We start from the raw sequence: 23,202 nt of genomic DNA, 5'->3' as shown, positions 1-23,202 counted from the left end.
GTCACTCCGTGATGGTCGAGGGAGCCGCCAGGAACGGGCGCACCTCCAGCCACTCCTGGACCGGCCTGCCACCCGCACCCGGAGCCGCGGACAACTCGCCGGCCAGCTCGAGCGCCCGCTCGTAGGTCTCGACGTCGATCACCATCCAGCCGGCGATCAGGTCCTTGGTCTCCGCGAACGGGCCGTCGGTGACCGGTGGCCGCCCCTCGCCGTCGTAGCGGACGAACGTGCCCTCCGGGGTGAGCGCCTGGGTGTCGACGAACTCGCCGGTGCCCTCGAGCCGAGCGGCGAAGTCCTGCATGTACCGCACGTGGGCCGATAGCTCCTCCGGCGTCCACTGGTCCGTCGGCACGTCGTTGACCGGTGCCGGCGCGCCCCGGTAGTGCTTGAGCAGCAGGTACTTGGCCATCATGTTCTCCTCAGTGCGCTACGGCCCATTGTGGCCGTGTTCTTCCTGGGACGAAACCGCGTGGGGGTTCTCGACATCCCTTCGCGGCATTTCCCGGCGACTTCACAGACTCCACCTACCGTGGTGGCGGGGTTGAGGCGTGGGCGATCCACCCGGCGCGGGCGACTGTGCGGCGCTCAGGCGCGCTGACGCTCCTCCCGCTGCCGGATCAGCTCCTCGACCGCGCTCGGCAGAGTCGTCTCGAAGTCGATCAGCTTCGCCCAGGTCGGGGTCACGACGATCCGGACCATGCCGTCGTGGTAGAGCGAACGCACCTCCGCCTCCCACACGACCCGTTGCTCGGGCGTCATCTCGTAGGTGCTGGTCGCCTGGAGGTACTCCTCCGGGATGTCATCGACGAAGTCCAGCTCGGCCCGGCCACGGATGAGCAAGATCATGGGCGGGTGCACCTCGGTGTCGATCGTCAGGGCAACCATCGGGTTCTCGCTCAAGGCCTGAAGCTTCGGAGCGTTCTTCGGCGTGCACATGACGATCTCCGAGCCGTTCCAGGCAAAGATGATCGGGACATTGCGAGGTGTGCCGTCCTTGGCGACGTAGGCCAAGCGGGTCACGTCGCGAGCCAGCAGCTCCTGACTGATCGGTCGGTTCAGTACCTCGGTGATCTCGTTCGGTCGCACGGTTACTCCTCCTGTTGTCGTTCTCGGTCCATTCACCGGATCGTTCTTGGTTGGTCGCAGGTCGGCCGCGACGGGCCGTCAGCCGAGCTCCTCGGCCAGTGCGACGACGATGCCCTCGGGGCCGCGGATGTAGCAGAGCCGGTGGATGTCCTTGTACTGCACCACCTCGCCGACGAGTTCGGCGCCGTGGGTGCGCAGGCGGGCGATGACGTCGTCGATGTCGTCGACCGCGAACATGATGCGGCGAATGCCCAGCGTGTTCGCCGGGGCGTCCTCCGGCACGCCGCCGATCGCCTTCGGCGTGTGGTACTTCGCCAGCTCGATCCGGCCGTGGCCGTCCGGGCTCCGCATCATCGCCACGTCGACTCGTTGGTCGTCGAGCCCGACGACACGTGCCGCCCAACGTCCCTCGATCAGCGCCTTGCCCTCTAGCTCCATGCCGAGTTCCACGAAGAACGCGATTACAGCGTCGAGGTCGTCGACGACGATGCCGACGTTGTCCATCCGCAGGATCGTCATGCTGGGTCTCCTCGTGTAGTACGGCCACGCTGGCCGCGCCTGCCCCTGAGACGGAGCTGCCAAGCCGTTCTCGACATCCTCTGCACCATCTTCTTCGAGAACTTCTTGACGTGGCAGTTCGCGTCACGCGCCAGTCGTACCGCTCCGGACGAAAGCACCGCAGGTCAGAGACCCTCTCGCCATCCTGCGAGGCCAACCCTGACGCTCAGCCGGGCCATGAAGCCCCAAGTCTCAGCGAGACCTGCGCCACTATCGTGGAAAGAACGCTCTTCGTGGGTCATGCGGCCCCCATGCGTCAGACCTCGGCGTGCTCGGGTGGCGATTCGTGCGTGTGGAAGGTGCGCCGATAGGCCATCGGCGAGACGCCGATCGCCGCGTGCAGGTGGTGGCGGAGTGAGGACGTCGTGCCGAACCCGGTCTGGCGGGCGATGAGGTCGACGGGCAGGTCGCTGGCTTCCAGCAGATGACGAGCCCTGTCCACGCGCTGCCGGATCAGCCACTGGCCCGGCGGCATGCCGACCTCCTCGCGGAAGCGGCGGATGAACGTGCGTACGCTCATCCGCGCGTGCGCGGCCAACTCCGGCAGCGGCAGCGACTCGTGCAGGCGTTCCAGGGCCCAGGCGCGGGTGTGTGCGGTACTGGCCGTCGACGGCGCCGGCACGGGCCGTTCGATGTACTGGGCCTGGCCGCCCTCGCGCCATGGCGGGACCACACAGCCACGAGCCACCTGGTTCGTCACCTCGCTGCCGTGGTCGCGGCGGACGAGGTGCAGGCACAGGTCCACCCCGGCCGCCGCGCCCGCCGAGGTCAGCACATCGCCGTCGTCGACGAACAGCACATCCGGATCCACCCGGACACCGGGGAAGAGCCGCTGGAAGTGATCAGCATGGCCCCAGTGTGTGGTTGCCGGCCGACAGTCGAGCAGACCCATCGCCGCCAGCACGTACGACCCGACGCAGATCGACACCATGCGAGTGCTCGGCCGCACGGTCGCGAGCGCGGCGTGGAGCGCGTCCGGCAGCCGTCCCAGCTCGTGGATCATCTCGGAACCGTAGGCGGCGGGGATGATCAGGGTGTCCGCGGTGGCGAGGGCTTCGGCTCCATGCTCGACGGCGATGGTGAAGTCCGCCGTGGTCCGTACGGGGCGGCCGTCGACGGTGCAGGTGATGACTTCGTACAGCGGTTCGCCGTTCGGGCCCACGGCGGTGCCGAAAACGCGGGACGGGATGCTCAGCTCGAACGGGATCACGCCGTCGAGGGCGAGCACGACGACGCGATGCATGGCGTGATCCTTGCGCACAATGGCAATCATGCCACTTCTTCCGGGCCCGTCCATCGCCGAGGCTGGTCACCGGCGCCGCAGTCGCGACGCACTCACCCCGGCTTTGAAGGAGCGTTCTTCCCATGAGCGAAGACACGACGGCGGCGGCACGGATGCGCGCGATCATCCAGGAGTCCGCGAGCGGCCCCGAGGTGCTGACCCTGGCGGAGGTGGACCGTCCTGCGCCGATGCCGACGGAGGTCCTGGTCCGGGTGCACGCGGCCGGCGTCAACCCGACGGACTGGAAGTCACGGACGCATGGCAGGCTGCTGAGCGACCCTCCCGCCATCCTCGGCTGGGACGTGTCCGGGGTGGTCGAGACGGTAGGTCTCGGGGTCACCCGCTTCCGGCCGGGTGACGAGGTCTTCGGCATGCCCCGCTTCCCGCACAAGGCGGGCGGCTACGCGGAGTACGTGACCGCCCCGTCACGACACTTCACCCGTAAGCCGGCCGGCCTCGACCACGTGCACGCCGCGGCGCTGCCCTTGGCGGCGCTCACCGCGTGGCAGGTCCTGTACGACACCGCGAACGTGCAGCCGGGCCAGCGCGTGTTGATCCATGCCGCGGCCGGCGGGGTCGGCCATCTGGCCGTGCAGCTCGCCAAGCATCTCGGCGCGTACGTGATCGGTACCGCTCGTACGCCCAAGCACGCCTTCGTACGTGAGTTGGGCGCCGACGACGTGATCGACTACGCCGAGAGGGACTTCGCCGAGACGGTCCACGACGTCGACCTGGTCATCGACAGCATCGGTGGTGACTATGGGGTGCGTTCCCTGCGGACGCTGCGAGACGGTGGCACCCTTGTCCAACTCGCATCGGAGCCTGACGAGGACCTCATTCGTCAGGCCGGGGAGCGCGGCATCTGGGCGTGCTCCGTCCTCGTCGAACCGGACAACGCCGCGATGGCGACGATCGCCGAGCTCGTCGAGACAGGGCGGCTGCGCGTCGAGGTCGGCACCGTCCTGCCGTTCGAGCAGGCGGCCAAGGCCCACGAGCTCGGCGAGACCGGCCGTACCACCGGAAAGATCGTGCTCACTGTCACCGGATGACGTGCACCGGCGCCAGGTCCCTGGGCTGGACGTTCAGAATCCCTTCTACCGTGACGAAATGATGCGACCGGCCCATCGAGCCAGGGCCAGCAGGCTCGGGAAGCTCAAGAGCACCAGAGGCTACAAGCCACCACGATATGGACACTCCCTACGAAAGTTCCGCCGCAGCACCGACGTGGTCAGCGTCTTCCCCGACCGAGCGGCGATCATCCGCCTTGTCGGCGCCTCTTCCTGTCGGCGAGAGGAACTCGAACGCCGGGGTAGTCGTTTGACGACAGGCGGACAGGGTTCGATCCTCGGTCGCAGGGTTGAACCCTGGTGAGGGTGTCCAGCCTGCCCGTTTCCGCCGCCCCGTTCGGCCTTACGCCCTCGCCGCCGCCAGAGGCCGGCGACGGCGCCCGCTCTTCGCCGCGAGGCAGTGCCGTCCGTGACTGTGAACAACGGCGGCCATGGCCAGGCCTCGGCTCTGACAGTCGTTGCGGACCACGTACGGGAACTTGAGACCATGAGCAGCCCATGGCAGGCTCATGCCGCATGATCGATGAATTCGCGAAAGACACCCTGCATGGGAGACTGCGGCGGGACCGCAAGGCGCTGCTCTGGAAACTCGACGGCTTGTCCGAATACGACGCCCGCCGACCTTTGACAGCGACCGGGACCAACCTCCTCGGCCTGGTCAAACACGTGGCCACCGTCGAGGCCAGGTACTTCGGCGAGGTCTTCGACCGCCCTTCCCCGGAACCGCTGCCCCGGTGGCAGGACTCCGACGGCAGCGATCTGTGGGCGACCGAGGACGAGACCCGCGATCAGATCATCGGGTTCTACCGGCGCACGTGGGAACACTCGGACGCGACGATCAACGAGCTTCCCCTCGACGCCCCCGGCCACGTGCCGTGGTGGCCGGAGTCAACGCCGGCCTGGCACACGAACCTGTTCGCCATCATGGTCCATGTCCTCGGCGAGTCCATCCGGCACGCCGGGCACGCCGATATCCTGCGCGAGGGCCTCGACGGCCGGACCGGGTTGCGCGCCGAACACGAGAAGCAGATCGACGAGGAAGCTCGTGCAGCCTACTGCGCGAAGATCGAGCAGGCCGCCAGATCGGCCGCACCAATCACGGCTTAGTTTGACATATCAGGCAGCCTCACATCAGCTCACCTACCGGTGCTTGCGATTTCCGAGCACCCCGGCCACCACCTGATATGCCAGCGTCACCCGATGTGGGCGTTCAGTCCACGCCTTCGTCGTCCTCGTCCAGCTCGGGCGCGTCCGGGTCGCGCAGCGGGCGGAGGGCGCCGGCGGCCGGGGTCGAGGCGGTGAAGCTATAGCGGCCGAGCAGGTTCAGGTTGCGGTGCTTGAGCGGGGAGAGCCGGGTGATGTCCTCCTCGCGGATCTCGTGGCCCTCGGCCTGGAGCTGGGCGACGGCGGCATCGATGTAACGGGTCGTCCAGAGCACGATGGCGTTGAGGACCAGGCTGAGCGAGCCGGGCTGGTCCTCCATGCCGTCCCGGTACGCCTGGTGGATGGGTCCGCGCTTGCCGTGGCACACGTCCCGGGCCAGCTTGTGGCGGGATTCCTGGACGGTGAGCTGCCGGTTCATCTGCCTCCGGCAGGTGCCGTCGACCGGGTCGACCACGCGCAGCAGGTGCTCGGTCTTGGCGATCCGCCCGTACTCCGCGAACGCCGTACCCAGCGGAGTCAGGCGCCCCTCGCGTCCGAACATGCGCAGCAGGCCGTAGGCACGGACCTGGTTGATGACCAGGGAACCGGCGACCTTTCAGCATGTCCGGCCAGTGCCTGATCACCTTGTTCAGGTTCACGCGGTTGCGCGCCAGGTCTTCCACCGCGCCGTATGTGCCCGTCTCGACGCCGGGCATCGTGGCCCGCCAGAACCGCTGGTCGTCCAGGTCGCGGAACCGCGGGCTGAAGTTGTAGCCGAGGATCTTGAACAGGCCGAACACCATGTCGGAGTTTATATGGACACTGTCAAGGCTTGTCGCCCGCTCAGGCCGACCGATCGCCATCACTTCGGTACCCGCCTGCCAGGCTGGGGGCGATCGCCGCGCAAGGCCCACCACTCGGGTCAGCTCGACCGGACGCAAGGTAGCGCTGAGTAACATTGATGACGTTCAGTGCTCGCAGAAATGAACCGGCGCGGGCCTGCGACTCTTATGTGATCATTGGCGAGTGCGACCTGTGGGTGAGACTTCCCGGCCATCTGCTCGGAAGCGGGTGTCACTCGTGGCGGCCATCGCCGCCACGCCTTTCCTCCTGCTGTACGCCGCCGCGATGGCCCCCCAGTGGATCACCGATCACCGCTTGGCGAGCCTCGAGAATCGAGCCCTCAAGCATCCGTTGCCACCGGGCACGACGTTCGGCGGGTCCGAACCTCAGGGGCCCGTGACCGGAGACTCCGGCGACTGCTGGGCCGGCTTCGCCTTCAGCCTCCGCACCGAACGCCCACCCGAGGAGATCAAGCGGTACTACGAGGCAGCTCCCTTCATGCGGACTGACGCGGACTTCTCCGAGCTGAGTGTCAGCGCCTTGCAGGAGTCCGCCGACCACGTATCGGTCGGCGTCGACACGATTTCCTCTGGCATCGGGGACCTCCGCTGCTGGTGAACGCCACTTACGGTCCCAGATTCCAGATGTAACTCTCAGTTACTTCCTCGGGTGACATCAACCCGAGCGGTGGGCTCGCAACGCCTCCTTCGTCGGCGCTGCGCATCGAGCATGCTGTGGGCTCGCGATGGATGTGATCGGCTCGCTCAGTCCGTCGACGTGCATGATGACCTTCCTGAAGAGTTGCCGTCACCCGGAGCGGTGGTCTCGCCGAGGTCGGTGAGCAGGCCGGTGAGACGGCGGGCGACGGCGGTGTGCCGTTCAACCTCGCGGGTCCAGCCGCGTTCGTCGGCGTCCTGGACGAGCTGCTGTTCGACCTCCAGACGGGCCCGGAGTCGTGGGGCGTAGTCCGGGGTGGTGACGAACTTGGCGCAGGTCAGATAGAGGTCGCACTCGCAGGGGCCTTCGGCGGGTAGGCGCAGGCAGTGGCCGAGCTCGAGCTCAGTCTTGAGGAAGGTGCTCTTCAGCCAGTCAACGGCCTCGGCGGGCTCGGCCGTCATCACCGGCCGTGAGGTCACCGCGCCGACCACGGCGACCATCACCGCCTCCTACGGCTCCGTCGTCCAGCGGCAGACGATCGCAGTCGTCCCTGCCAGCACTCCGGCCCCGTCGCCGAGCCCTTCCGATCTGCCGAAGCTACGCTCGGGCAGCGTCTCCCCGCCCGTCATCACCGGCGGCGACGGCGCGGTGCAGACCATCACGCTGGACCGTCCGGCACCGGCCGCCGGCGTGGTTGTCTCGCTGAGCTACGACTTGATCTACGGCGCATCCACCGGCCGCAGGGCCGTCGTCCCCGCCGGCGCCACCAGCGTGACCTTCCCCTTCCGCATCGGCGCCCCCAAGCAGGAGACGCTCGCCCGGCTGCACGCCCAGGTGCCCGGCTCGGCGCTGATGCCGATCGCTGAGGTCAGGATCCTGCCCGCCGACCCAGCCATCCGCGCCGTGACCGCTCTGGACTTCTCGGCCCCAGCGGCTCTCGTCGGCGCCACGGTGACCGGCACCGTGACCTTGAAGGAACCGGCACCGACCGGCGGCATCACGGTCGCCCTCTGGTCCAACACGAGCTACGGGCCCAGCGTGTACGTCCCGCCGTACGTCACCGTCCCCGCGGGCAGCGTGAGCGCGAGCTTCCCCGTCAGGGTCACCGAGGCCGCTACCGCGTCGGTCGTCACCCCGTCCGCCGACCTGGGCACCTCGCTGGTCACCCATGAGCTCGTCGTCGTGCCCGACACGTTCTCCCTGTCCGGCGGTGGCGGCCTCCAGCCCGGCGAGACCGTGCGCGGGGCCGTGGGGATCGGGTCGGCGCCCAACCCGGGCGGCGCCACCATCGCGCTGGCAAGCGACAGCCCCAGCGTCAGTGTCCCCGCCACCGTCACCATCCCGCCGGCAAGCCCCGGCGCGGCGTTCCCGATCACCGTGGGGGACGCGATCCCGGCCGACCGGGTGGCGGACCTCACCGCCACCTGGAACGGGCAGAGCGTCACGTCCACCCTCTACTTCTGAGCCCCCGGCACCGCTGGCACGCTGGCCATTCGCCGCGCCAGCGGTGCACCCAGCTCTACCCCGGTGTACGTGTGAGTGCATTCTCTGCCACCGCGGTGATCTCGCCCGTCAGCGCAGAAGCCCGGCACATCTGACCTGAAGCATCCCTCGGGGCGTGCCGGGCCGCGTGCCGCAAGGAGCGGCACGCACGGTTCCGAGGAGCCTCGGTGCCGCAATGCACATTGGGACTACCCGGCAGGCGGAGGGCCCGATGACTTCATGCGGAAGGGACAGCCCGCCCGAGGGGAGGCTACGCTCCGCTCCAGGCGCTCGGTCACCTCGTGCATCTCGCGCTGCTGATAGCCGCCGGGCATGCCATCGTTGTCACCACATCAGCAACATCTAGACTCACCGCCACCACCCCATGGGCCCCGGCGGTCATCGCGGCCGACCCACCGGCCAAGATCTTCAGGACAGTCCTCGGCGACGTGCCTGCCCGCCGCAGAGGCGCAGCGTGCTTTCCAAGCACAGCGCCTCTGCCTCGTGGGTGGTGAGGTGCCCGGTTGCGACTTGTGCTGCGGCGGTGTGCTGGAGCCCGAGGATGGCGGCGGCGAGCCAGGCTGCGGGGAGTGAGGGGTCGAAGTCGCCCGTGTGCTGGCCTCGCTGGATGAGTCGTTCGAGCCGCGGGGGCGCGGTGTCGTGGGGATCGCTGTGGGGCCGCGGGATCTGGGCGGCGCCGGCGTTCAGCAGGAGGGGATAGCGGCCGAGGAATCGCCAGCCGGCGCTGAGGAACTGGGCCAGCGCGTCGGCGGGCGGGGCGGTGTCGAGGTCTGCGTCGTCGAGCAGGGTGGCGTATTCGGCGGCCGCGGTCTCGACGAGGGCGGCGATGAGTGCGTCGCGTGAAGGGAAGTGCGCGTAGACGGTCTGGCGCGTGACGCCGGCCGTGGCGGCGATGTCCTCCATGGTCGCATCGGGCCGCTCGCCGAGCACGATGCGGGCCGCGTTGAGGATGGCGTCGATGCTGCGCCGGGCGTCGGACCGGCGGCGTCGTGGCGGCGTGGCGGTGTCGTGCGGGTTGGCCATTCCAAGAATGGTAGGGCATCCGGCCATAACCTTGACAAGCTGTAAGAGATAGATAAGTCTTACGGCATGTCAAAGAAGAGCTTAGGTGGAGATCATCCGGCGATCGAGGTGCGCGGCCCGATCAACGCCTATGGAGACAACCGGGTGCTGGGCGGGATCGAGCGCACAGTCCGGTGCGGTCAGGTGTTCGGGTTCGTCGGCCCCAGCGGGGCGGGCACGACCACCACGATCCGCATCCTGACCACGCTGACCCCGGCCGGACGGCGGGACCGCCCGCGTCCTCGGCCACAACGTGCTGACCGTGGCGGAGGCGATCCGGGCCGGGTGGCGGTGACCGGCCTCGGACATACGCCCATGCTCCAGGACGTGCCGCGGGCCACCCCTCTGCCGGCCTTCACCGGGATCCACGCCGTACGGGTGGACTGAATGGCAAGGAGGGGTGGCATGCGGATTCTCATCTCCGGCGCCAGCATCGCCGGTCCGGTCGTGGCGTACTGGCTCACCAGGCACGGCATGTCCGTCACCGTCGTCGAGCGCGCGCCGACTCTGCGCAAGACCGGTGGCCACGCGGTCGACCTGTTCCGGCCCGCGGTGAACATCTCCGAGAAGATGGGCGTGCTCGCGCGCATGCAGGAGCGGGCCACCGGCACGGACCGGATGACCATTCACCAGGAGGGCGCGCGCCGCCCTGTCCGGGCGGACCTCACCAAGATCTTCAGCGCCACCTCCGACCGGCACCTGGAGATCATGCGCGACGACCTGAGCGAGATCTACTACGACGCCACGTGCCACGACGTCGAGTACGTCTTCGGCGACTCGATCACCGAGATCTCGCCCAACGGAGAGGTACGGTTCGAGAACGCCGCGCCGCGCCGTTTCGACCTCGTCGTCGGCGCGGACGGGCTGCACTCCAACGTGCGCCGCCTCGTCTTCGGCGAGGAGTCCCGCTTCAGCGCCTTCATCGGGGCCTACCTCGGGGTGCTGACCCTGCCCAACGGTGCCGACCTCGACGGCGAGCTCTTCATGCACGTCGGCGTGGGCCGCACTGCCGGCATGTACGGCGCGCGGCACCTCGGCGACGCGCGGGCGTTGTTCCTGTTCCGGAGCGAGCGCGAGCTCGACTACCACCACCGCGACGTGCGCCGGCAAAAGGCGCTGCTGCGCGCTGCGTTCGACGGCATGCACCCCGAGGTGGACCGCTGGCTGAGCGAGCTCGACCGCACCCCGGCGTTCTACTTCGACTCGATCAGCCAGCTCCGCATGGGCACCTGGTCACGAGGGAGGGTGACGCTCGTCGGCGACGCAGGCTACTGCCCCGGCCCGGCCGTCGGCGGCAGCACCAGCCTGGCCGTCGTCGGCGCCTACGTCCTAGCCGGAGAACTGGCGCAGGCAGCCGGCGAGCACGAGCGCGCCTTCCCCGCCTACGAACACGCCATGACCGAGCACGTACGCCGCAGCCGCGCGGTCGCGCTGAGCGCGGCCAAGACCCTCATCCCCACATCCCGGCTCGGCGTCTCGGGACTGGCCCAAGGCGCCCGCCTGCTCTCCGCCCTCCCCGCGGGCCCCAGCCGCGCCCTCCTGCGCCTGGCCACCAAGAGCGCGCGCCTCTACAACTCCATGACCCTCGACGACTACCCCCCGCCGCCCGCCGCATCAGCAGGCCGAGTCGGCACCCGCTGACACATGGATAGTGCGACCACCCCAGGGAGGGCCAGTGTTCCCGTTCATCATCATTCCGACCGGTGTAGTGATCTTCCGGCTACTCGGGGCGGTCGGCGTGCGACGATTCTCCACCCTGCCGACCAGCGCGGCACACGCCATGGCGCTCATGCTCGTGATCACGGCAAGCGCGCACTTCGTCCCGGCCAGCGTCTCAGCGATGCCGAACCACGCAGACCTCGTCGCGATCATGCCGCCCTTCGTCCCGTTCCCCAGCCTGGTGGTCTATGCGACCGGCGTACTGGAACTGCTCGGCGCCCTCGGCCTGGTCATGACGCCGACACGCCGCCTAGCGGGGATCGCGCTCGCGATCTTCTTCGTGCTCGTGCTTCCGGCCAATATCTACGCCGCCGTCGCCGACATCCGCTTCGCCGGCGAACAAGCCACCCCGCTGTGGCTCCGGGTGCCCGAGCAACTGGTCTACATCGCCGTGGCCCTCTGGGCGGCAAGATCAGCCGACTTCAGCGCCGAGGAGAAGTCAGGGCTCACGGAAGGAGAGGCGCCGAAGCACTGAGTGTTCTGCGACGCGAAGTGCAGCGAACCCATCTCACCCACACTTGACCGCCTACACCCGTGGCCGCTGCCGTGGCTCACAGGCCAAGCGCCCAGCAAGGCTCACGCGGAGGGAACGGCAGCCAGTCGTTCTCCTCGGCAAGCCTCAGAAGGTCTCGTCAACTCCCATATCCGAACCTGATCATGGATGCGCCGACCTGACCATCGTCCTTCCCATGCGAGGCGAAGGAATCCCGGCGGCTCAGCACCGCGGCCGCGTCGAGACCGCTGGTCACCGCTTCGCGCTCTCCCGGCATCTGACGCGCCGCCCGCAACGCCGCCGCGCTGCGCAGCAACGCCTTGGTCGGCATGCAGGCCCCGTAGGAGCATTCCCCACCGACGAGCTCGCGCTCGACGATGGCGGCGCTCAGCCCGCCCTGCACCACCCGGTCGGCGACGTTCGCCCCGACCGGTCCGGCCCCCGATGACGACGACGTCGTACGTGTTGCTGTCCATGTCAGTTTCCCTCCGCGGCGCGGCCGAGGCGGATGGCCGAGATGAGGAAGAAGATGCCGCCGCTGATGATCATCGGCCACTGGCCGCCCATCTTGCGGCGGGTGACCCCCATGATCAGCTGGATCAGCCCGGCTACGACCGCCCAAGCGCCCCACACGCGCAGCAGCGCCGGGATACCGGAGGCACACGCGATGGCCACGCCGATGGCGGTGATCAGGCTGACCGCGATGTTCACGTACAGCAGGGCAGGTGATCGGTTTTCCAGCCGGTCTGCCGGGTGGGCGGAGCGAGGTCTTCCGCGTGCAGGTCGAGGGCCAGTTTCCCGGCTGCCCGAGCGAGGTGTTCAGCTTGGCCACGGAGATGGCGGCGCTGCTTGCGGGTGCCGTCTTGACGTTGGTGGCGCTGGGTGAGCGGGCGCCAGCGTCTGGCGCGTGTCTGGCCGAAGGCCCACCGGCAGGCGTCGGAACAGTACTGGCGAGGCTGCCCGCCACGGGCGACGGGCGGGCGCAATGGTGCCTCGTAGTTCAGGCATTGCTCGGTCCGAGATCCCATGAGGGCACTCACCAAGGGTTTCGCGGCCGTATGGCTGCGGCTCAGCGTCTCTCGTTTGATGGGTTCCGAGGCACGGTAACCCGCAGCGGTGCGGTCACGAAACCTTTCCCCAGGACGACCTGGCGAGGGCGCTGCGGGTGAGGCGGCGCGTCATCGGTATGGTCGCCGAGCAGATGATCACGATTGTGCTGTTCTGGGGCCAGCCGTTCATGGTCGCGCATGTTGCGGCGGGCGCGCAGCGCCCACGACGGGCTGCGTTCCACCCCCCAGCGCTTGGCCAGCACGACGAAACCCTGAGCACCGCGCGGCCGGGAGACCACCTTGACGGTGAGGTTCAGGAAGGTGCGCGCCCACTCGATCAACGCTCCCGCGTAGACGGAGTCGGCCCGGACGAGCGTGATCTCGGGGTGGGTCAGGCGCAGCCGGAACAGCAGGTCGCGGGCGCAGTCCCGGTCGGCCATGTCGGCCGGGGTGACCATGACCATCACCTGGAGCCCGTCCGGATCGACCAAAAGATGTCGCTTCCTCCCGTTCGTTCGTTTCGCGGGTCATATCCGCGCGTGGACTTGCTGACCGTCTCCGATCCCTTCACCGACTGAGAATCGATGATGAGGGTGACCGCGTTGGGACAGCCCTGCCACAGCACGATGGCGGTACGCAGCCGGTTCTCCCGCCGGCGCGGATCCCCTTGATCACGGCCCGGTCCCACCGGTCCATGACGGGGCCGTGATCAGGGAAGCGCGCTGACGGTCAGGCGCAGGTGTAGCCGGACGGCAGGGCGGTGTTGCCGTTGGGCCTGCTCGCCTGGAAGCCGAAGCTGGTGGTGCTGGCTCCCGGCGCGAGCGTGCCGTTGTGGCTGGAACTTCTGGCCGTGACGGTCTGGCCGCTGGTGGTGATGGTGGCGTTCCACGAGCCGGTCAGGGTGTGTCCGGCCGGCAGGGTGAAGGTGACGGTCCAGCTGGTGATCGTCGAGGTGCTGGTGTTGGTGATGGTCAGTGGCTGGATCACATACCCGTTCCCCCACTGGGACTGCACGGTCGGGGTGGCCGAGCAGGCACCGGTCGTGCCTCCCTGAGTGGTGATCTGGACGGTGTTGGAGACCGGTGAGACGTTGCCAGCGGCATCGCGCGCCCGGACCTGGTAGCGGTAGGTGGTGTTCGCAGTCAGGCCCGTGTCGGTGAACGAGGTCGTGGCCGAGGTGCCGACCTGGGTGAACGTGCCGCCCATCGCGCCGGGAGCGCGCAGGATGTCATAGCCGGTCACACCGGTGTCGTCAGTGGAGGCCGTCCAGGTCAGGCTGGTGCCGGTTGTGGTGGTACCCGAGGCGGTGAGCCCGGCCGGGGCGGTCGGCGGCGTGGTGTCGCCTCCGGTGGCGGCCGTGGTGAAGGTGGCCGCCGCGGAGTTGCCCGACAGGTTGCCCGCGCCGTCACGTGCCCGTACGTACACCTGGTATTGGGTGTTGGCACTCAGCCCGGTCAGGGTGATCGAGGTGGTGGTGGACTGGCCAAGCTGCGGATCGGTGGCGCCCTGCTCCCGGTAGACGTTGTAGCCGGCCAAGCCGGAGCCGCCCTGGTCCGTGGACGCGGTCCAGGTCAGCGTGGCACTGGCGGCGGTCACGTTGGACGCGACCGGGGTGCCTGGCGTGGTCGGCGGCGTGGTGTCGGTCGAACTGGTAGTCAAGCCGAAGAACTCGATGGCGTAGAGGGCCATACCGCTCTGCGGAAGATTGTGCCCGGCGCCCTGGATGCTGTACGCCTCCACCTGCACGGTGCCGGACAGATTGGCGTACCGGCTGCGGTTCCAGTTTGCCTGCGGGGTGTCGGTGCTGGTCGGGGTCTGGCTCAGCCCAAACACATTGGTCCACTGCTCGATCGATTCTCGCAGCAGCGAGTAGGGCACGAGGGTGTCGCTGGTGCCGTGCCACAGCTGCATGCGCGGGCGGGGGCCGGAATATCCCGGGTACGCCTGGCGGACCGCATCGCCCCACTGCTGGGGTGTTCGGTCCATGCTCCCGCCGGTGCACCTACTGCTTCCGGGCGGGTAGTCGGAGGCGCCGGCGAAGCAGTTGAAGGGCACACCCATGAAGGAGGCCCCTGCCTTGAACACGTCCGGGTAGACGGCGAGCATGTGCTGGGTCATCATGCCGCCGGACGAGCTTCCAGTGGCGTAGACACGGTTCGGGTCTCCCTGATAGTTCCGCTCGACATAGTCGATCATTGAGGTGATCGAGACCGGATCGCTGCCGCCGCCGCGCTGCTTGGCCGCGTCCGACCAGGTGTCGAAGCAGTTGCCGAACCCTGCCGACTGGGTGGCGGTCGGGTAGATGACGATGAAGCCATGTCGATCCGCCAGCGAGGCGAACTCACTGCCCTGGTAGAAGCCGGGACCGGAGCCGCCGCAGCCATGCATCGCAACCACGATCGCCGGCGAGGCCGGGTGCGAGTCCGGCACATAGACGTGCATCCGCATGTTGCCCGGGTTGTTGCCGAAGCTGGTCACCTCCACCAGGGTGGCGGCGACGGCCGGCGATCCGAGTGCCACGGTCATGACGGCTAAGAGCGCCGCGGCACAGGCACTAGCCAGCACCGTGGTCAATCGTCTCATTCGCGCTCCTCCTCTCCATAGCCGCGGCGCGCCGGGGTCGGTCCGCCGCGTATTGACATCGGTCGCTGGAAAATAGAAGGGCCACAGTCCGCCGTCAATGCACGCTTGGTGCGCATGTCCGCCGGTTCACCTGGCAGAGAGCCGTTTCCCCTGGTTATCAAGTAGCTTGCTATCAAGGTCCTTGATAACGGTGTGGGAAACTTACATGGGGGCTCGTTCTGATGGGGCGCGATATCGTCTCCTGGTGACCGATCCGGGTGTCCCCGCGGCTGCTGCGCCGGATGCACCGCCGCCCCGTGTGAGTTACCTGGTGTTCCGGCTGGAACGCCGCATCCGCGCCTGCCTGGATGAAGCGCTCGCCCGGCACGGCATGACGACCACCGAATACATGGCGCTGAGCGAGCTGCGCCTGCGCGACGCCCATCCTCGGCCGACCTGGCCCGAATCGCCTTCGTCACCCCGCCGGGCTGGGCGCGTCCAGCGGCCCGAACGACGCCGCCCGCCTCGCCGACGTACAGGCGCCGCCGCCGGCATCAGCGTGAAGCCCGCCGTACGGGCGGGGACCACGGCCAACGTGGCCCTGACCGGGCTGCTGACGATCGACGGCATCACCCTGCTTGTCGGTGACCGGGTGCTCGTCAAGGCGCAGACAGACCCCGTCCAGAACGGCTTGTACACCGCGGCGGCGGGCGCCTGGTCCCGCACGGCCGACGCCCTCTCGCCGAACACGTTCGTCTTCGTCAGCAAGGGGAGCACGTTGGCGAAGACCGGGTGGACGATCTCCACCAACGGCGCCATCACGCCCGGCACCACGCCGATCGCGTGGGCGCAGTTCGCCGGTGGAGGAGGCGGCGGGGCCGGGGCAGGCCTCGCGCAGAACGGCGCCAACCTCGACATCGTCGCGGCGGACGGCTCGATCGTCATAATCCCGGACAGCATCACTGTGGGACTGGTGCCCATCAGCAAGGGCGGCACCGGCGCCACCACCGCGGCGGCCGCCCGGACCGCTCGGCGTCGGCAGCACCTTCAGCGCGCTGCTGCCCGCCCTCACCGCGGGCGTGTGGACGAACGTGGTGCACAGCCTCGGCACGGAGGACATCCTCGAGCCGTCGTTCCGCGAGGTCAGCTCGAAGGAGTTCGCGAAGCTGGACTCCAAGACCGTGGACGTCAACACTCTGGCCGTGCGCGCTGACGTCGCCGTCACCGCCAACCGGTGTCCAGCTGATGCGGCACCTGTCCACGATCACGCTGCCGCACCTGGCGACAGCACCACCGAACCCGCCCGCCGGAATCACCCTCCTGTACGCGAAAGCGGCCGGGCTGCACGCATGCACACCCGCCGAGCGGGATGTGCCGCTCGCCCTGACGTGGCGGCGCCTGCCCGCCAACGTGTCCGCCGGTACCGCTGGCATCACCATCACCGCCCTGAACGCGCCCGTAACCACCGGCACGTACTCCGTCACGTACTTCGGCACCTACACCGGCGCATCCGCCAGCGTCGGCGCGAGCTTCGCGGTCCCCGGCCCCGCCGCGTCCGCGATCATCGGCCACCTGGAGATCGCCACTGCTGACGGATTCGACATGAAGCCACTCACCGGGCTCGGCGGGTACGTCGGCACAGGCCTGTCCCTGGGCGCGACAGCGCTGCCGTTCATCATCCGGGCCACCATCACGTTCACCACCGCTGGGACGCTGTCGCTGTCGGCAAACGGCCACGGTGGCCGCCGCCGTTGTCGCCTCAGTCAACTTGGGCGGGAACATGCAGATGCCGACAGTGCTGACCGCGCTGGGGGCGCTGTCAGCCAGCGACTACGCCGACCCCGGCGACCATCCGGTGACCGTGGACGCCGTCGTGACCGTCACCCAGGCCACGTCGATCCGGCCGGTTGCGGCGTCGCTCACCGATGGGTCGGGGCTCAGCGTGAAATCCGGCATCGGGTGGGCGCTCCGCGCGGCCAACTGAAGGATGCCGCCCACCTTCAGAAGTTGGCCTGCCAGTAGGAGCGGAACGGCGAACCGGGTTTGCTGTCACATCTGTTGACGCTGGGCGGGATGATGATCGACGGCGGCCCCGCCGTGATCTCTGGCGGGAGTCGCTGACCAGCCGATCTCTAGGGGTATCGGCGACGTCGCATGCCTCTGGTTGTCATCGTGTGGCTCGGGTGAGCAGGCCGAGCGAGCCCTTGTTGCCGTTGAGCTGGATCCCTTCTGCTGTCGTCGAGCATGGTGACAAGCTGATGCGTATGAACCCTCAAGCTCGTCTTGTGATCAACACTAAGGTGCACTCCCTGTCGTGGGGGTTGTTGGCGGCGACTACGCCTCGGATCCTCCTGAACGGTCACCCCTACCCGGCGCGGTGGGGTCAGAACGTGCTAGTGCTGTCGCCCGGCCAGTACCAGGTCGAGGTGTTCGTGCCGGACTTCAGGTGGCGGCCGCGGTACGGGCACGCGCACGCGCCGGTCTCGCTGCAGCACGGTCAGGTGCTCGAGCTGGAATACCGGGCTCCGCTTGACGAATTCCTCTCCGGATCGTTGGGGCAGGGGGCGCAGTCGTGGAACGGGTCGGGCATGCTGATCGCCATTCTCGCGCTCCCTGCCGTGGCCGTGCTCCTCGGCGTCTTGGTCGGCGTGGTGCTGGCGTTCACGTGATCGCAACAGTTACGGGGGTCGATAGCGCTGTTGGCGACCTTCTGCGAGCTGAAGGAAGGTGGCACCAAGCAGGGAGAGTGTCAGATTTTCTGTGCGCGGGAGCCTTCACCTGTCCGGAATGAGCCATGTGGCGGCATTCCGTGTTCGCACGTTCTATTGCCTTGATGCCCGACATGTGCTGCGCTTCGATCGATTCGGACTTACCGAATCTAATGTGGCCGAATGCTGCGCGTCTGTGTTTTCCGGGCTTTGCCGTTGTTCTGGACGCCGCTGCTTGGCTCTTTCGAGCCGTGTGGCGGGCTGTTCCGTGATTCGAATATATGAGGTCGTATCGGATGATGCGAGGCGACACGCCGCGCCGACCCGCCGGTTCCCCGATGATGGCGGCCATGCCCGCCGTGTCCCGCTGTGCAGTTCTCAAGTAGCCCGGCTGACGCCATCTCGATGGGCGAGCGGCGGCAGCTCAAGACGGGGTGAGGGCGGTGTGCTCGGCGGCGGCATCGCTCAGATCAGCGGCGGCCAGGGCCAGGTCGATGCTCAGCTCGGCCGGGCTGCGCTCGCCAGGTGCATGTTCAGCGTTGACCAGCTCGGCCATCTGCTGGCCGGCTAGCTGGCCGATCACCACGGCGGCGTGCTCGAGGAGGTCGATGATCTCCTCAGCGTCCATCGCATCCAACGGCACGCTGCCCATGCGCACCTGCCGCCACCGACCGACACCCCTGCCTCACCCCGTCTGCGTTGATCACCCTGTCACAGCTGGCCAGGGAAGCGTTCGGGCCAGCGGGCAACCATCTCGCCGTAGGCCTCGCGCCACCCGGTGGTGACGTGCCCCTCGATCAGCCGGGGCGAACTCAGCCGCTCGCCGGCCGCTTTCCCGGCCTGCTTGGCCCGCTCCGCCGCCCGCTTCTCCTCAATATCGAGGATGGCCAGCCACAACAGCTTCACCACTGCGTCATCGTTGGGAAATGCCCGCGCGTTTTCAACACCTTGCGCATCTGCCGGTTGAAACTTTCGATCGCGTTCGTGGTGTAGAGCACTTTCCGCAACGCCGGCGGAAACTCCAGGAACGGGGTGAATTTGTCCCACGCGCGTTCCCAGACCGCGACCGCCGCCGGATACTTCTTACCCAGTGGCGAGTCGGCGAACTCCAGCAGCGCCTGCTCCGCCGCCTCGCTATCACAGGCCGCGTAAACTTCTTCAGCTCCGCGGCCAGCTTCTTGCGATCCTGATAAGCGGCGTAGCCCAGGCTGCGCCGGACCAGGTGCACCACACATGTTTGCACCGTCGCCTCCGGCCAGGTCGCGATGATCTCCTCGCCGAGCCCGGCCAGCCCGTCGCAGCAGACGAACAACACCTCCTCCAGGCCGCGGTTACGCAGCTGGGCCAGCGCCTGCGCCCATGCCTTGGCACCCTCGGCGCTGGCCACCCACATGCGGCGGACCTTTTCACCGGCCCTGTTCTCCAGCAGAGAGCTGGGTCAGTTCAGATCTTCGATGATCGTCCAGCCGCGGCTACCGCCGATCTTGGCCAGATGCCGACGTAGCACCGCGATCCGCTCACGCGCGTCCGGCCCAGCGATCCCGATCGTGATGCGCTCATCGGTCGCGTGATAGCTGGTCCGCCGATCGCCTGCCGCAACCCGGCACGCCGCGTTGATGGCAGCTCGCAGCCGGGTCACTTTGCGTGGATCACCTTGCCCCGCCGAACCCTTCGATCGTCACGGACGAGAATAACGGTGCGAGACGCAGGCCGGCCTGTCGATTGACAGCATCCAACTCTTCCTGATCGGCACTCAGATCCTTCAGGATCCTGTCCCGGTCGACCGAACTGATCGGCCTACGACCGAGCCAGTCGGGCCAGCCATCCGGCCGAGTTGGCACCACCCGCACCGGCTCGAACGGAGGCGGCGCTATCGCCTCACCGGCCTCGTCTTCAGCATCGGCGGGGCCGCTGTCGCTCAACCAGTCTCCTCATGCCGCGCCCGCGCGGCAGCTCGTGATCTTCACCCGATCGTACCGGTCGTTTCCAGGCCGATGACCTACAGATAGGACAGGCGTGTCTCATCGTGGGCGCGCCATCCACCCACGCCCCTTCGCAACCCTGCCTGACCTGCGGCGGAGGCTTATCGTTCAATTCCGGCCGGATAGTCCCAAGAACCCCTGTCTGCGGCAACCCGCAAGCGCAAGCGCGGCGCCGTCGCCTCCAGGTGCAAGTTGGGCCGTGCGCCACGACCTGCTCGACGCCAACCCCATGGACAAAATCGACACCATCAAGGTGGCCAAGAACCTGCCCCGCCCCGCCGCGACCGTCGACGTCACCAAGGTCCTCAATTCGATCTGCAGCCGCCGACCGCGCAAGGACGTCCCCCTCGACCGGCTCCGCGACCGGGTCCTGTTCGAGACGATCTACGTGTGCGGAACCCGTGCCGCCGAAGCCTGCGTCCTCGACCTCGACGACTTCGACCTCCGCCAAGACGACGAGCACGTCCGCATCTACGGCAAGGGCGGCACGGTCCGCACCGTCCTGCTCGACGACCACGGCTACGTCGCCCTCCTCAAGCTCTACCTGAGTCGCGCCGGCTACCGGTTCGGCCCCGTCTTCCGCGCCAGCATCAACGGGACCGGCGGACCGCTGTCCTACGACGCCGCCCACCACCGGTGGCAGGGCTACTGCGAGGCGGCCGAAGTCGACATCGAGATCCACCAGCTACGGCACGCCCACGCCACCGAACTCATCAACGCCGACGTCTCCATCGAGGTCGTCCGCCGGCGGCTCGGCCACGCCTCCACCGAAACCACCCAGCTGTACACCCTCCTCGCCGACGACGTCGCAGACACCGAGATCCGAGCCGCCCGCCGACGCCGCGACCGCCGCTGACCTGCACGCTCACTGCTCCACACGTCACTACACACAACCAAGATCAATCTCAGCGCCAACGGCTGTTCCCAGGTTCCTCAACCCCGTGGTCGGCGTCGACCAGCGTCCACGACGCGATCAGATCATCGAGGTCCCACTCACGGCGCACCGCAACACCGTGGCAGACAACGCCGCCCGCCGATACACCCCACAGTCCGGCCAGGCCGTTACGCTGGCCAGCGCACAACCAGGCGCGAGAACGGGGTACACAATGCACAGGTGGGTCCGCTACGAAGCCCCGATCATGGTCCGCGTCGACATCGACGACCACACCGAACACACCGCGGTAGACAAGGTCGTCGTCTGCATCGACCCTGACGACATCCACCTCGCCCGTGACTACCGCGGCCAGTCCCTCGTCTACGACGAGAACATGGAACCCGTGCACAGCGACACCGACCACCCCGCCCGAACAGCGCTCCACGTCGCCGAAGACCGCGCCGGCTGGCCCGCCGCCGACAGCCTCGACTGGGAAGACGGCCCCGACCCGCTGCGCTTCCCCGACCTCTACGACGACGAGGATGCCCAAGACGACGAGGACGACCTCGAACCGCTGGACCTCACCGACGAACCCGCCCGCACAGCCTGAACCGCGCCTCACAAGGCCATCAGCCGCGCTCAACGAGCGCGGCTGATCCATATCCGGCATCCAGTATCAAGATCAAATATTTGTGGTGCTGGGGCAGCTAAACAAGCGTGGGGCCGAGGGCTGGGCGCGCGTCCGGCCTCCGTGAGGCGATCAGCCTGCGCGGTGCTTGGCTGGACCGCCAATGAGGTGTCCTGGCCGACCGCAAAGCCGTCATGGCTGAGCATTCTGCACCACCAAGATCAGAGCCGAAGGCGGAATCCGACAACAACACGCGGACACGGCCCAGGACTCCTGAAGCTACGGCGAGCCGCAAGGTAGAGCTTTGGTGCTCGTCAGCGGGCCGGCTCTATCTCGTTGGTCTCGGCCGCTGTGGCGTGTTCGTCGTGGTCGCGGAGCATTCGCATGACGGTGGCGGGTGAGGGTCGTTTGCCCTTCTTCTTGCCTTGGGTGATGAGGAGTTGGGCGGCGATGTCGCGCAGGCTCTGTCCTTGGTCGCGTAGGTGCAGGGCCATGGACAGCATGGCGGGGTCGGTGACGGTGGCGCCGCCGATGTTCTTGCCGCGGACTCGGGCGGACTCGTGGCCGTCGAGGGTCTTGTCGCGGATGTACTCGCGTTCCATGCCGGACAGGGCGGCCAGGACGGTGAACACGATACCGCCGGGGTCGTGGTGGCCTTGGAGTTCGCCGGTGAGGAATTCCAGGCCGATGTCGCCGGCGCGCAGCCGTTCGGCGAGCTCTGCGAGTTCCAGGCCGCGGCCGAGCCGCTTGTGCTCGTGCACGACGAGGGTGACGGCGACGCCGGAGGCGCGCAGGTCCGCAGCGTGCGCGATGGCGCGTTCGAGTTCGGGGCGGGTCGTGATGCGGGTGGAGACCTTCTCGGAGAAGGGGGTCAGAGAGATTTGGAACGGAATCCGGCGTTAACGGGGTTCTCCCAGGTCAGCAACCCCCTGCCGCTGCGGTCTTCCGGACGTGGTTGACGCCGGATTCCGTTCCATCGCACAGACGGTTGGCGCTGATAATGATCACGTGTGGGAGGCAGCCCTGGGTCTCTATGTGGTGAAGGTGCAGCGGGCGGCTGGTGGGGGTCTGGGACGATCTGAGGCATGGCGCGTGGTGATGGTGGCGGCAGGGACGGCCGGGGCGAACCCGAGTGGCGCCCGGTGGCCGACGTGGACATGATGACCGCGGTCGTCCTGGAGCAGCTGGGCGCCAACCGCGATCAGGTGCGGACCCTGGAGCCGGCGCGGCGCGCCCCGCATCTGCTGGACGACCACACCGTGGAGCGGATCAAGCAGGTAATCAGGCAGCAGCGCGATCACATGTGGCTGTGGGTCGAGACCGGTGAGCGCTGGCAGGCTCAGGACCTGACCGCGGCCGAGGCGGCGAAGGTCGATCAGTACGTGGCGGCGGTGGAGGCGTCCGCGGCGAGCAACACGGTTATCCTGGCGCTGGCCGATGAGTTGGCTGCGGGCACGATCGAGGCGGCGCTGGCCAAGTCGGACCTGGAGCTGGGCGTGGAGGCATTGGCGGGAGCGCTGGCCCGGCAGGCGAACCCGTTCCCGGACGCGTCTCCGGTGCGGGTCCGCTACCCGTTGACGGCCGGCGACACCGATGAGACGTGGTGGCCGTGGCTGATGGGCCTGGTGGTGGGCAGGGTCGCCCCGGGCGAGTGGGACGTCGTGGTGATCGATGACCGTCTGGTGGAGGGGCTGGACGCCGGCGGGAACCCGGTCTACCCGGTCTGCCGCCGCGCGGCCGAGGCGATCCGCCTGCAATAGCTCTTGTCGGCATCCGTAACGACCGGCTGCTGTATCGTGATCCGCCGCCGCGCGAGCCGGAAACGGCGGCTGCGCCGGACGTCCCCGGCCGCCACGGCGAGCCGTTTTCCTGCGCCCGCCCCGACACCTGGGGCGAGCCCGACCAGCAGCTGACCCTCCACGATGGGCACTACGGCCAGGTCAGCGTCACCGCCTGGCACGGCCTGCACCCCAAGCTGGACAAGAA

The 23,202-nt window shown here is 68.1% G+C and carries 27 protein-coding genes and 4 pseudogenes; 13 read left to right on the top strand and 18 right to left on the bottom strand.

Features of this window, described 5'->3' with window-relative positions:
* Position 1: 1 nt before the first annotated feature.
* The 4 genes from ETD86_RS19880 to ETD86_RS19865 all read right to left on the bottom strand — a co-directional run bounded on the left by ETD86_RS19880 (position 2) and on the right by ETD86_RS19865 (position 2,887).
* Complete coding sequence (locus tag ETD86_RS19880; protein ID WP_138667658.1) at positions 2 to 409, bottom strand: YciI family protein; 408 nt, start codon at positions 407 to 409, stop codon at positions 2 to 4.
* Positions 410 to 585: 176 nt separating this feature from the next.
* Positions 586 to 1,086: a pyridoxamine 5'-phosphate oxidase family protein gene (locus ETD86_RS19875; RefSeq protein WP_138667649.1), complete on the bottom strand. Its 501-nt coding sequence runs from the start codon at positions 1,084 to 1,086 to the stop codon at positions 586 to 588.
* 78 nt (positions 1,087 to 1,164) lie between these two features.
* A complete protein-coding gene (locus ETD86_RS19870; RefSeq protein ID WP_211370174.1) occupies positions 1,165 to 1,590 on the bottom strand; it encodes a VOC family protein in 426 nt (141 codons plus the stop codon).
* A gap of 310 nt (positions 1,591 to 1,900) precedes the next feature.
* Positions 1,901 to 2,887 (bottom strand): GlxA family transcriptional regulator, encoded by a 987-nt coding sequence (locus ETD86_RS19865; protein WP_138667657.1) that lies wholly within the window; start codon positions 2,885 to 2,887, stop codon positions 1,901 to 1,903.
* Positions 2,888 to 3,009: 122 nt separating this feature from the next.
* Here ETD86_RS19865 and ETD86_RS19860 point away from each other — a divergent pair, with 122 nt between their 5' ends.
* Complete coding sequence (locus ETD86_RS19860; RefSeq protein ID WP_138667647.1) at positions 3,010 to 3,975, top strand: NADP-dependent oxidoreductase; 966 nt, start codon at positions 3,010 to 3,012, stop codon at positions 3,973 to 3,975.
* A 534-nt stretch (positions 3,976 to 4,509) separates the two neighbouring features.
* Positions 4,510 to 5,100 (top strand): DinB family protein, encoded by a 591-nt coding sequence (locus ETD86_RS19850; RefSeq protein WP_138667645.1) that lies wholly within the window; start codon positions 4,510 to 4,512, stop codon positions 5,098 to 5,100.
* 103 nt (positions 5,101 to 5,203) lie between these two features.
* On the opposite strand, the pseudogene ETD86_RS19845 reads toward ETD86_RS19850, so the two are convergent.
* Both ETD86_RS19845 and ETD86_RS59165 read right to left on the bottom strand, forming a co-directional pair.
* Positions 5,204 to 5,740: pseudogene (locus ETD86_RS19845) on the bottom strand (Tn3 family transposase); the annotation flags it as partial.
* Positions 5,741 to 5,765: 25 nt separating this feature from the next.
* A pseudogene (locus ETD86_RS59165) lies at positions 5,766 to 5,939 on the bottom strand (Tn3 family transposase); the annotation flags it as partial.
* Positions 5,940 to 6,216: 277 nt separating this feature from the next.
* Between ETD86_RS59165 and ETD86_RS19840 the strand changes: the two are divergent.
* Positions 6,217 to 6,597, top strand: coding sequence for a hypothetical protein (locus tag ETD86_RS19840; RefSeq protein WP_138667644.1), 381 nt, complete (start codon positions 6,217 to 6,219; stop codon positions 6,595 to 6,597).
* A gap of 146 nt (positions 6,598 to 6,743) precedes the next feature.
* On the opposite strand, the gene ETD86_RS19835 is transcribed toward ETD86_RS19840, so the two are convergent.
* Positions 6,744 to 7,097 (bottom strand): hypothetical protein, encoded by a 354-nt coding sequence (locus tag ETD86_RS19835; protein ID WP_211370170.1) that lies wholly within the window; start codon positions 7,095 to 7,097, stop codon positions 6,744 to 6,746.
* Here ETD86_RS19835 and ETD86_RS19830 point away from each other — a divergent pair.
* The gene (locus tag ETD86_RS19830) at positions 7,054 to 8,100 is read left to right on the top strand and encodes a hypothetical protein (protein WP_138667643.1); all 1,047 of its coding nucleotides are present in this window, start codon (positions 7,054 to 7,056) and stop codon (positions 8,098 to 8,100) included. The genes ETD86_RS19835 and ETD86_RS19830 overlap by 44 nt on opposite strands.
* 447 nt (positions 8,101 to 8,547) lie before the next feature.
* On the opposite strand, the gene ETD86_RS19825 is transcribed toward ETD86_RS19830, so the two are convergent.
* Positions 8,548 to 9,162, bottom strand: a complete 615-nt coding sequence (locus tag ETD86_RS19825) for a TetR/AcrR family transcriptional regulator (RefSeq protein ID WP_170223166.1) — start codon at positions 9,160 to 9,162, stop codon at positions 8,548 to 8,550.
* A 66-nt stretch (positions 9,163 to 9,228) separates the two neighbouring features.
* On the opposite strand from ETD86_RS19825, the gene ETD86_RS19820 reads away from it, so the two are divergent.
* From ETD86_RS19820 to ETD86_RS19810, 3 genes are read left to right on the top strand one after another with little or no spacing between them, the layout of a single operon-like run.
* Positions 9,229 to 9,588, top strand: coding sequence for an ATP-binding cassette domain-containing protein (locus tag ETD86_RS19820; protein WP_138667641.1), 360 nt, complete (start codon positions 9,229 to 9,231; stop codon positions 9,586 to 9,588).
* 18 nt (positions 9,589 to 9,606) lie between these two features.
* The gene (locus ETD86_RS19815; RefSeq protein WP_138667640.1) at positions 9,607 to 10,842 is read left to right on the top strand and encodes an FAD-dependent monooxygenase; all 1,236 of its coding nucleotides are present in this window, start codon (positions 9,607 to 9,609) and stop codon (positions 10,840 to 10,842) included.
* A 34-nt stretch (positions 10,843 to 10,876) separates the two neighbouring features.
* Complete coding sequence (locus ETD86_RS19810; RefSeq protein WP_211370169.1) at positions 10,877 to 11,395, top strand: DoxX family protein; 519 nt, start codon at positions 10,877 to 10,879, stop codon at positions 11,393 to 11,395.
* Positions 11,396 to 11,552: 157 nt separating this feature from the next.
* On the opposite strand, the gene ETD86_RS19805 is transcribed toward ETD86_RS19810, so the two are convergent.
* The 4 genes and pseudogenes from ETD86_RS19805 to ETD86_RS19790 form a co-directional block, all read right to left on the bottom strand.
* A complete protein-coding gene (locus ETD86_RS19805) occupies positions 11,553 to 11,816 on the bottom strand; it encodes a hypothetical protein (RefSeq protein ID WP_211370168.1) in 264 nt (87 codons plus the stop codon).
* Positions 11,817 to 11,890: 74 nt separating this feature from the next.
* The gene (locus ETD86_RS19800; RefSeq protein ID WP_211370167.1) at positions 11,891 to 12,124 is read right to left on the bottom strand and encodes a hypothetical protein; all 234 of its coding nucleotides are present in this window, start codon (positions 12,122 to 12,124) and stop codon (positions 11,891 to 11,893) included.
* A gap of 358 nt (positions 12,125 to 12,482) precedes the next feature.
* A pseudogene (locus ETD86_RS19795) lies at positions 12,483 to 12,971 on the bottom strand (transposase); the annotation flags it as partial.
* 220 nt (positions 12,972 to 13,191) lie between these two features.
* Positions 13,192 to 15,045 carry an extracellular catalytic domain type 1 short-chain-length polyhydroxyalkanoate depolymerase gene (locus ETD86_RS19790; RefSeq protein ID WP_138667638.1) on the bottom strand — a complete coding sequence of 618 codons (1,854 nt, stop codon included), beginning with the start codon at positions 15,043 to 15,045 and terminating at the stop codon, positions 13,192 to 13,194.
* Positions 15,046 to 15,343: 298 nt separating this feature from the next.
* On the opposite strand from ETD86_RS19790, the gene ETD86_RS19780 reads away from it, so the two are divergent.
* The 3 genes from ETD86_RS19780 (at position 15,344) to ETD86_RS19770 (ending at position 17,693) form a co-directional block, all read left to right on the top strand.
* Complete coding sequence (locus ETD86_RS19780; protein WP_246148017.1) at positions 15,344 to 16,237, top strand: hypothetical protein; 894 nt, start codon at positions 15,344 to 15,346, stop codon at positions 16,235 to 16,237.
* A gap of 32 nt (positions 16,238 to 16,269) precedes the next feature.
* Complete coding sequence (locus ETD86_RS19775; protein ID WP_138667636.1) at positions 16,270 to 17,046, top strand: hypothetical protein; 777 nt, start codon at positions 16,270 to 16,272, stop codon at positions 17,044 to 17,046.
* 263 nt (positions 17,047 to 17,309) lie between these two features.
* The gene (locus ETD86_RS19770; RefSeq protein ID WP_138667635.1) at positions 17,310 to 17,693 is read left to right on the top strand and encodes a hypothetical protein; all 384 of its coding nucleotides are present in this window, start codon (positions 17,310 to 17,312) and stop codon (positions 17,691 to 17,693) included.
* A gap of 463 nt (positions 17,694 to 18,156) precedes the next feature.
* On the opposite strand, the gene ETD86_RS19765 is transcribed toward ETD86_RS19770, so the two are convergent.
* From ETD86_RS19765 to ETD86_RS19745, 5 genes and pseudogenes are all read right to left on the bottom strand, one after another.
* Positions 18,157 to 18,384 carry a hypothetical protein gene (locus tag ETD86_RS19765; RefSeq protein WP_138667634.1) on the bottom strand — a complete coding sequence of 76 codons (228 nt, stop codon included), beginning with the start codon at positions 18,382 to 18,384 and terminating at the stop codon, positions 18,157 to 18,159.
* 59 nt (positions 18,385 to 18,443) lie between these two features.
* Positions 18,444 to 18,641 carry a hypothetical protein gene (locus tag ETD86_RS19760; protein WP_138667633.1) on the bottom strand — a complete coding sequence of 66 codons (198 nt, stop codon included), beginning with the start codon at positions 18,639 to 18,641 and terminating at the stop codon, positions 18,444 to 18,446.
* Positions 18,635 to 19,125: pseudogene (locus ETD86_RS19755) on the bottom strand (IS256 family transposase). Before ETD86_RS19755 ends, ETD86_RS19760 begins: the two are co-directional and overlap by 7 nt.
* 45 nt (positions 19,126 to 19,170) lie before the next feature.
* Positions 19,171 to 19,371, bottom strand: coding sequence for a hypothetical protein (locus ETD86_RS19750; RefSeq protein ID WP_138667631.1), 201 nt, complete (start codon positions 19,369 to 19,371; stop codon positions 19,171 to 19,173).
* A 10-nt stretch (positions 19,372 to 19,381) separates the two neighbouring features.
* On the bottom strand, positions 19,382 to 19,654 hold the full coding sequence (locus tag ETD86_RS19745) for a hypothetical protein (RefSeq protein ID WP_138667630.1): 273 nt from the start codon (positions 19,652 to 19,654) through the stop codon (positions 19,382 to 19,384).
* Positions 19,655 to 19,913: 259 nt separating this feature from the next.
* Here ETD86_RS19745 and ETD86_RS19740 point away from each other — a divergent pair, with 259 nt between their 5' ends.
* Complete coding sequence (locus tag ETD86_RS19740; RefSeq protein WP_211370166.1) at positions 19,914 to 20,570, top strand: tyrosine-type recombinase/integrase; 657 nt, start codon at positions 19,914 to 19,916, stop codon at positions 20,568 to 20,570.
* An 85-nt stretch (positions 20,571 to 20,655) separates the two neighbouring features.
* A complete protein-coding gene (locus tag ETD86_RS19735) occupies positions 20,656 to 21,198 on the top strand; it encodes a hypothetical protein (protein ID WP_138667629.1) in 543 nt (180 codons plus the stop codon).
* A 332-nt stretch (positions 21,199 to 21,530) separates the two neighbouring features.
* Here ETD86_RS19735 and ETD86_RS19730 read toward each other — a convergent pair whose 3' ends face one another.
* On the bottom strand, positions 21,531 to 22,091 hold the full coding sequence (locus ETD86_RS19730; protein ID WP_277750836.1) for a recombinase family protein: 561 nt from the start codon (positions 22,089 to 22,091) through the stop codon (positions 21,531 to 21,533).
* Positions 22,092 to 22,301: 210 nt separating this feature from the next.
* Between ETD86_RS19730 and ETD86_RS19725 the strand changes: the two genes are divergently transcribed.
* On the top strand, positions 22,302 to 22,976 hold the full coding sequence (locus tag ETD86_RS19725; RefSeq protein ID WP_138667628.1) for a hypothetical protein: 675 nt from the start codon (positions 22,302 to 22,304) through the stop codon (positions 22,974 to 22,976).
* The last annotated feature ends 226 nt before the right edge of the window (positions 22,977 to 23,202 follow it).

Origin of the sequence: Nonomuraea turkmeniaca (assembly GCF_005889735.1) — a bacterium.
Taxonomy (GTDB): domain Bacteria; phylum Actinomycetota; class Actinomycetes; order Streptosporangiales; family Streptosporangiaceae; genus Nonomuraea; species Nonomuraea turkmeniaca.
The sequence above is the reverse complement of the archived record's forward strand: the minus strand, read 5'-3'. Positions and strand labels throughout refer to the sequence as shown.

Excerpts from the sequence above, each read along its gene's own strand:
- ETD86_RS19820 (WP_138667641.1), top strand. The coding sequence starts at position 9,229 with ATGTCAAAGAAGAGCTTAGGTGGAGATCATCCGGCGATCGAGGTGCGC.
- ETD86_RS19880 (WP_138667658.1), bottom strand. The coding sequence starts at position 409 with ATGGCCAAGTACCTGCTGCTCAAGCACTACCGGGGCGCGCCGGCACCG.
- ETD86_RS19850 (WP_138667645.1), top strand. The coding sequence starts at position 4,510 with ATGATCGATGAATTCGCGAAAGACACCCTGCATGGGAGACTGCGGCGG.
- ETD86_RS19870 (WP_211370174.1), bottom strand. The coding sequence starts at position 1,590 with ATGGACAACGTCGGCATCGTCGTCGACGACCTCGACGCTGTAATCGCG.
- ETD86_RS19790 (WP_138667638.1), bottom strand. The coding sequence starts at position 15,045 with ATGAGACGATTGACCACGGTGCTGGCTAGTGCCTGTGCCGCGGCGCTC.
- ETD86_RS19815 (WP_138667640.1), top strand. The coding sequence starts at position 9,607 with ATGCGGATTCTCATCTCCGGCGCCAGCATCGCCGGTCCGGTCGTGGCG.
- ETD86_RS19725 (WP_138667628.1), top strand. The coding sequence starts at position 22,302 with ATGGCGCGTGGTGATGGTGGCGGCAGGGACGGCCGGGGCGAACCCGAG.
- ETD86_RS19765 (WP_138667634.1), bottom strand. The coding sequence starts at position 18,384 with ATGGGCAGCGTGCCGTTGGATGCGATGGACGCTGAGGAGATCATCGAC.
- ETD86_RS19865 (WP_138667657.1), bottom strand. The coding sequence starts at position 2,887 with ATGCATCGCGTCGTCGTGCTCGCCCTCGACGGCGTGATCCCGTTCGAG.
- ETD86_RS19860 (WP_138667647.1), top strand. The coding sequence starts at position 3,010 with ATGAGCGAAGACACGACGGCGGCGGCACGGATGCGCGCGATCATCCAG.
- ETD86_RS19835 (WP_211370170.1), bottom strand. The coding sequence starts at position 7,097 with ATGACGGCCGAGCCCGCCGAGGCCGTTGACTGGCTGAAGAGCACCTTC.
- ETD86_RS19825 (WP_170223166.1), bottom strand. The coding sequence starts at position 9,162 with ATGGCCAACCCGCACGACACCGCCACGCCGCCACGACGCCGCCGGTCC.
- ETD86_RS19775 (WP_138667636.1), top strand. The coding sequence starts at position 16,270 with ATGCGGCACCTGTCCACGATCACGCTGCCGCACCTGGCGACAGCACCA.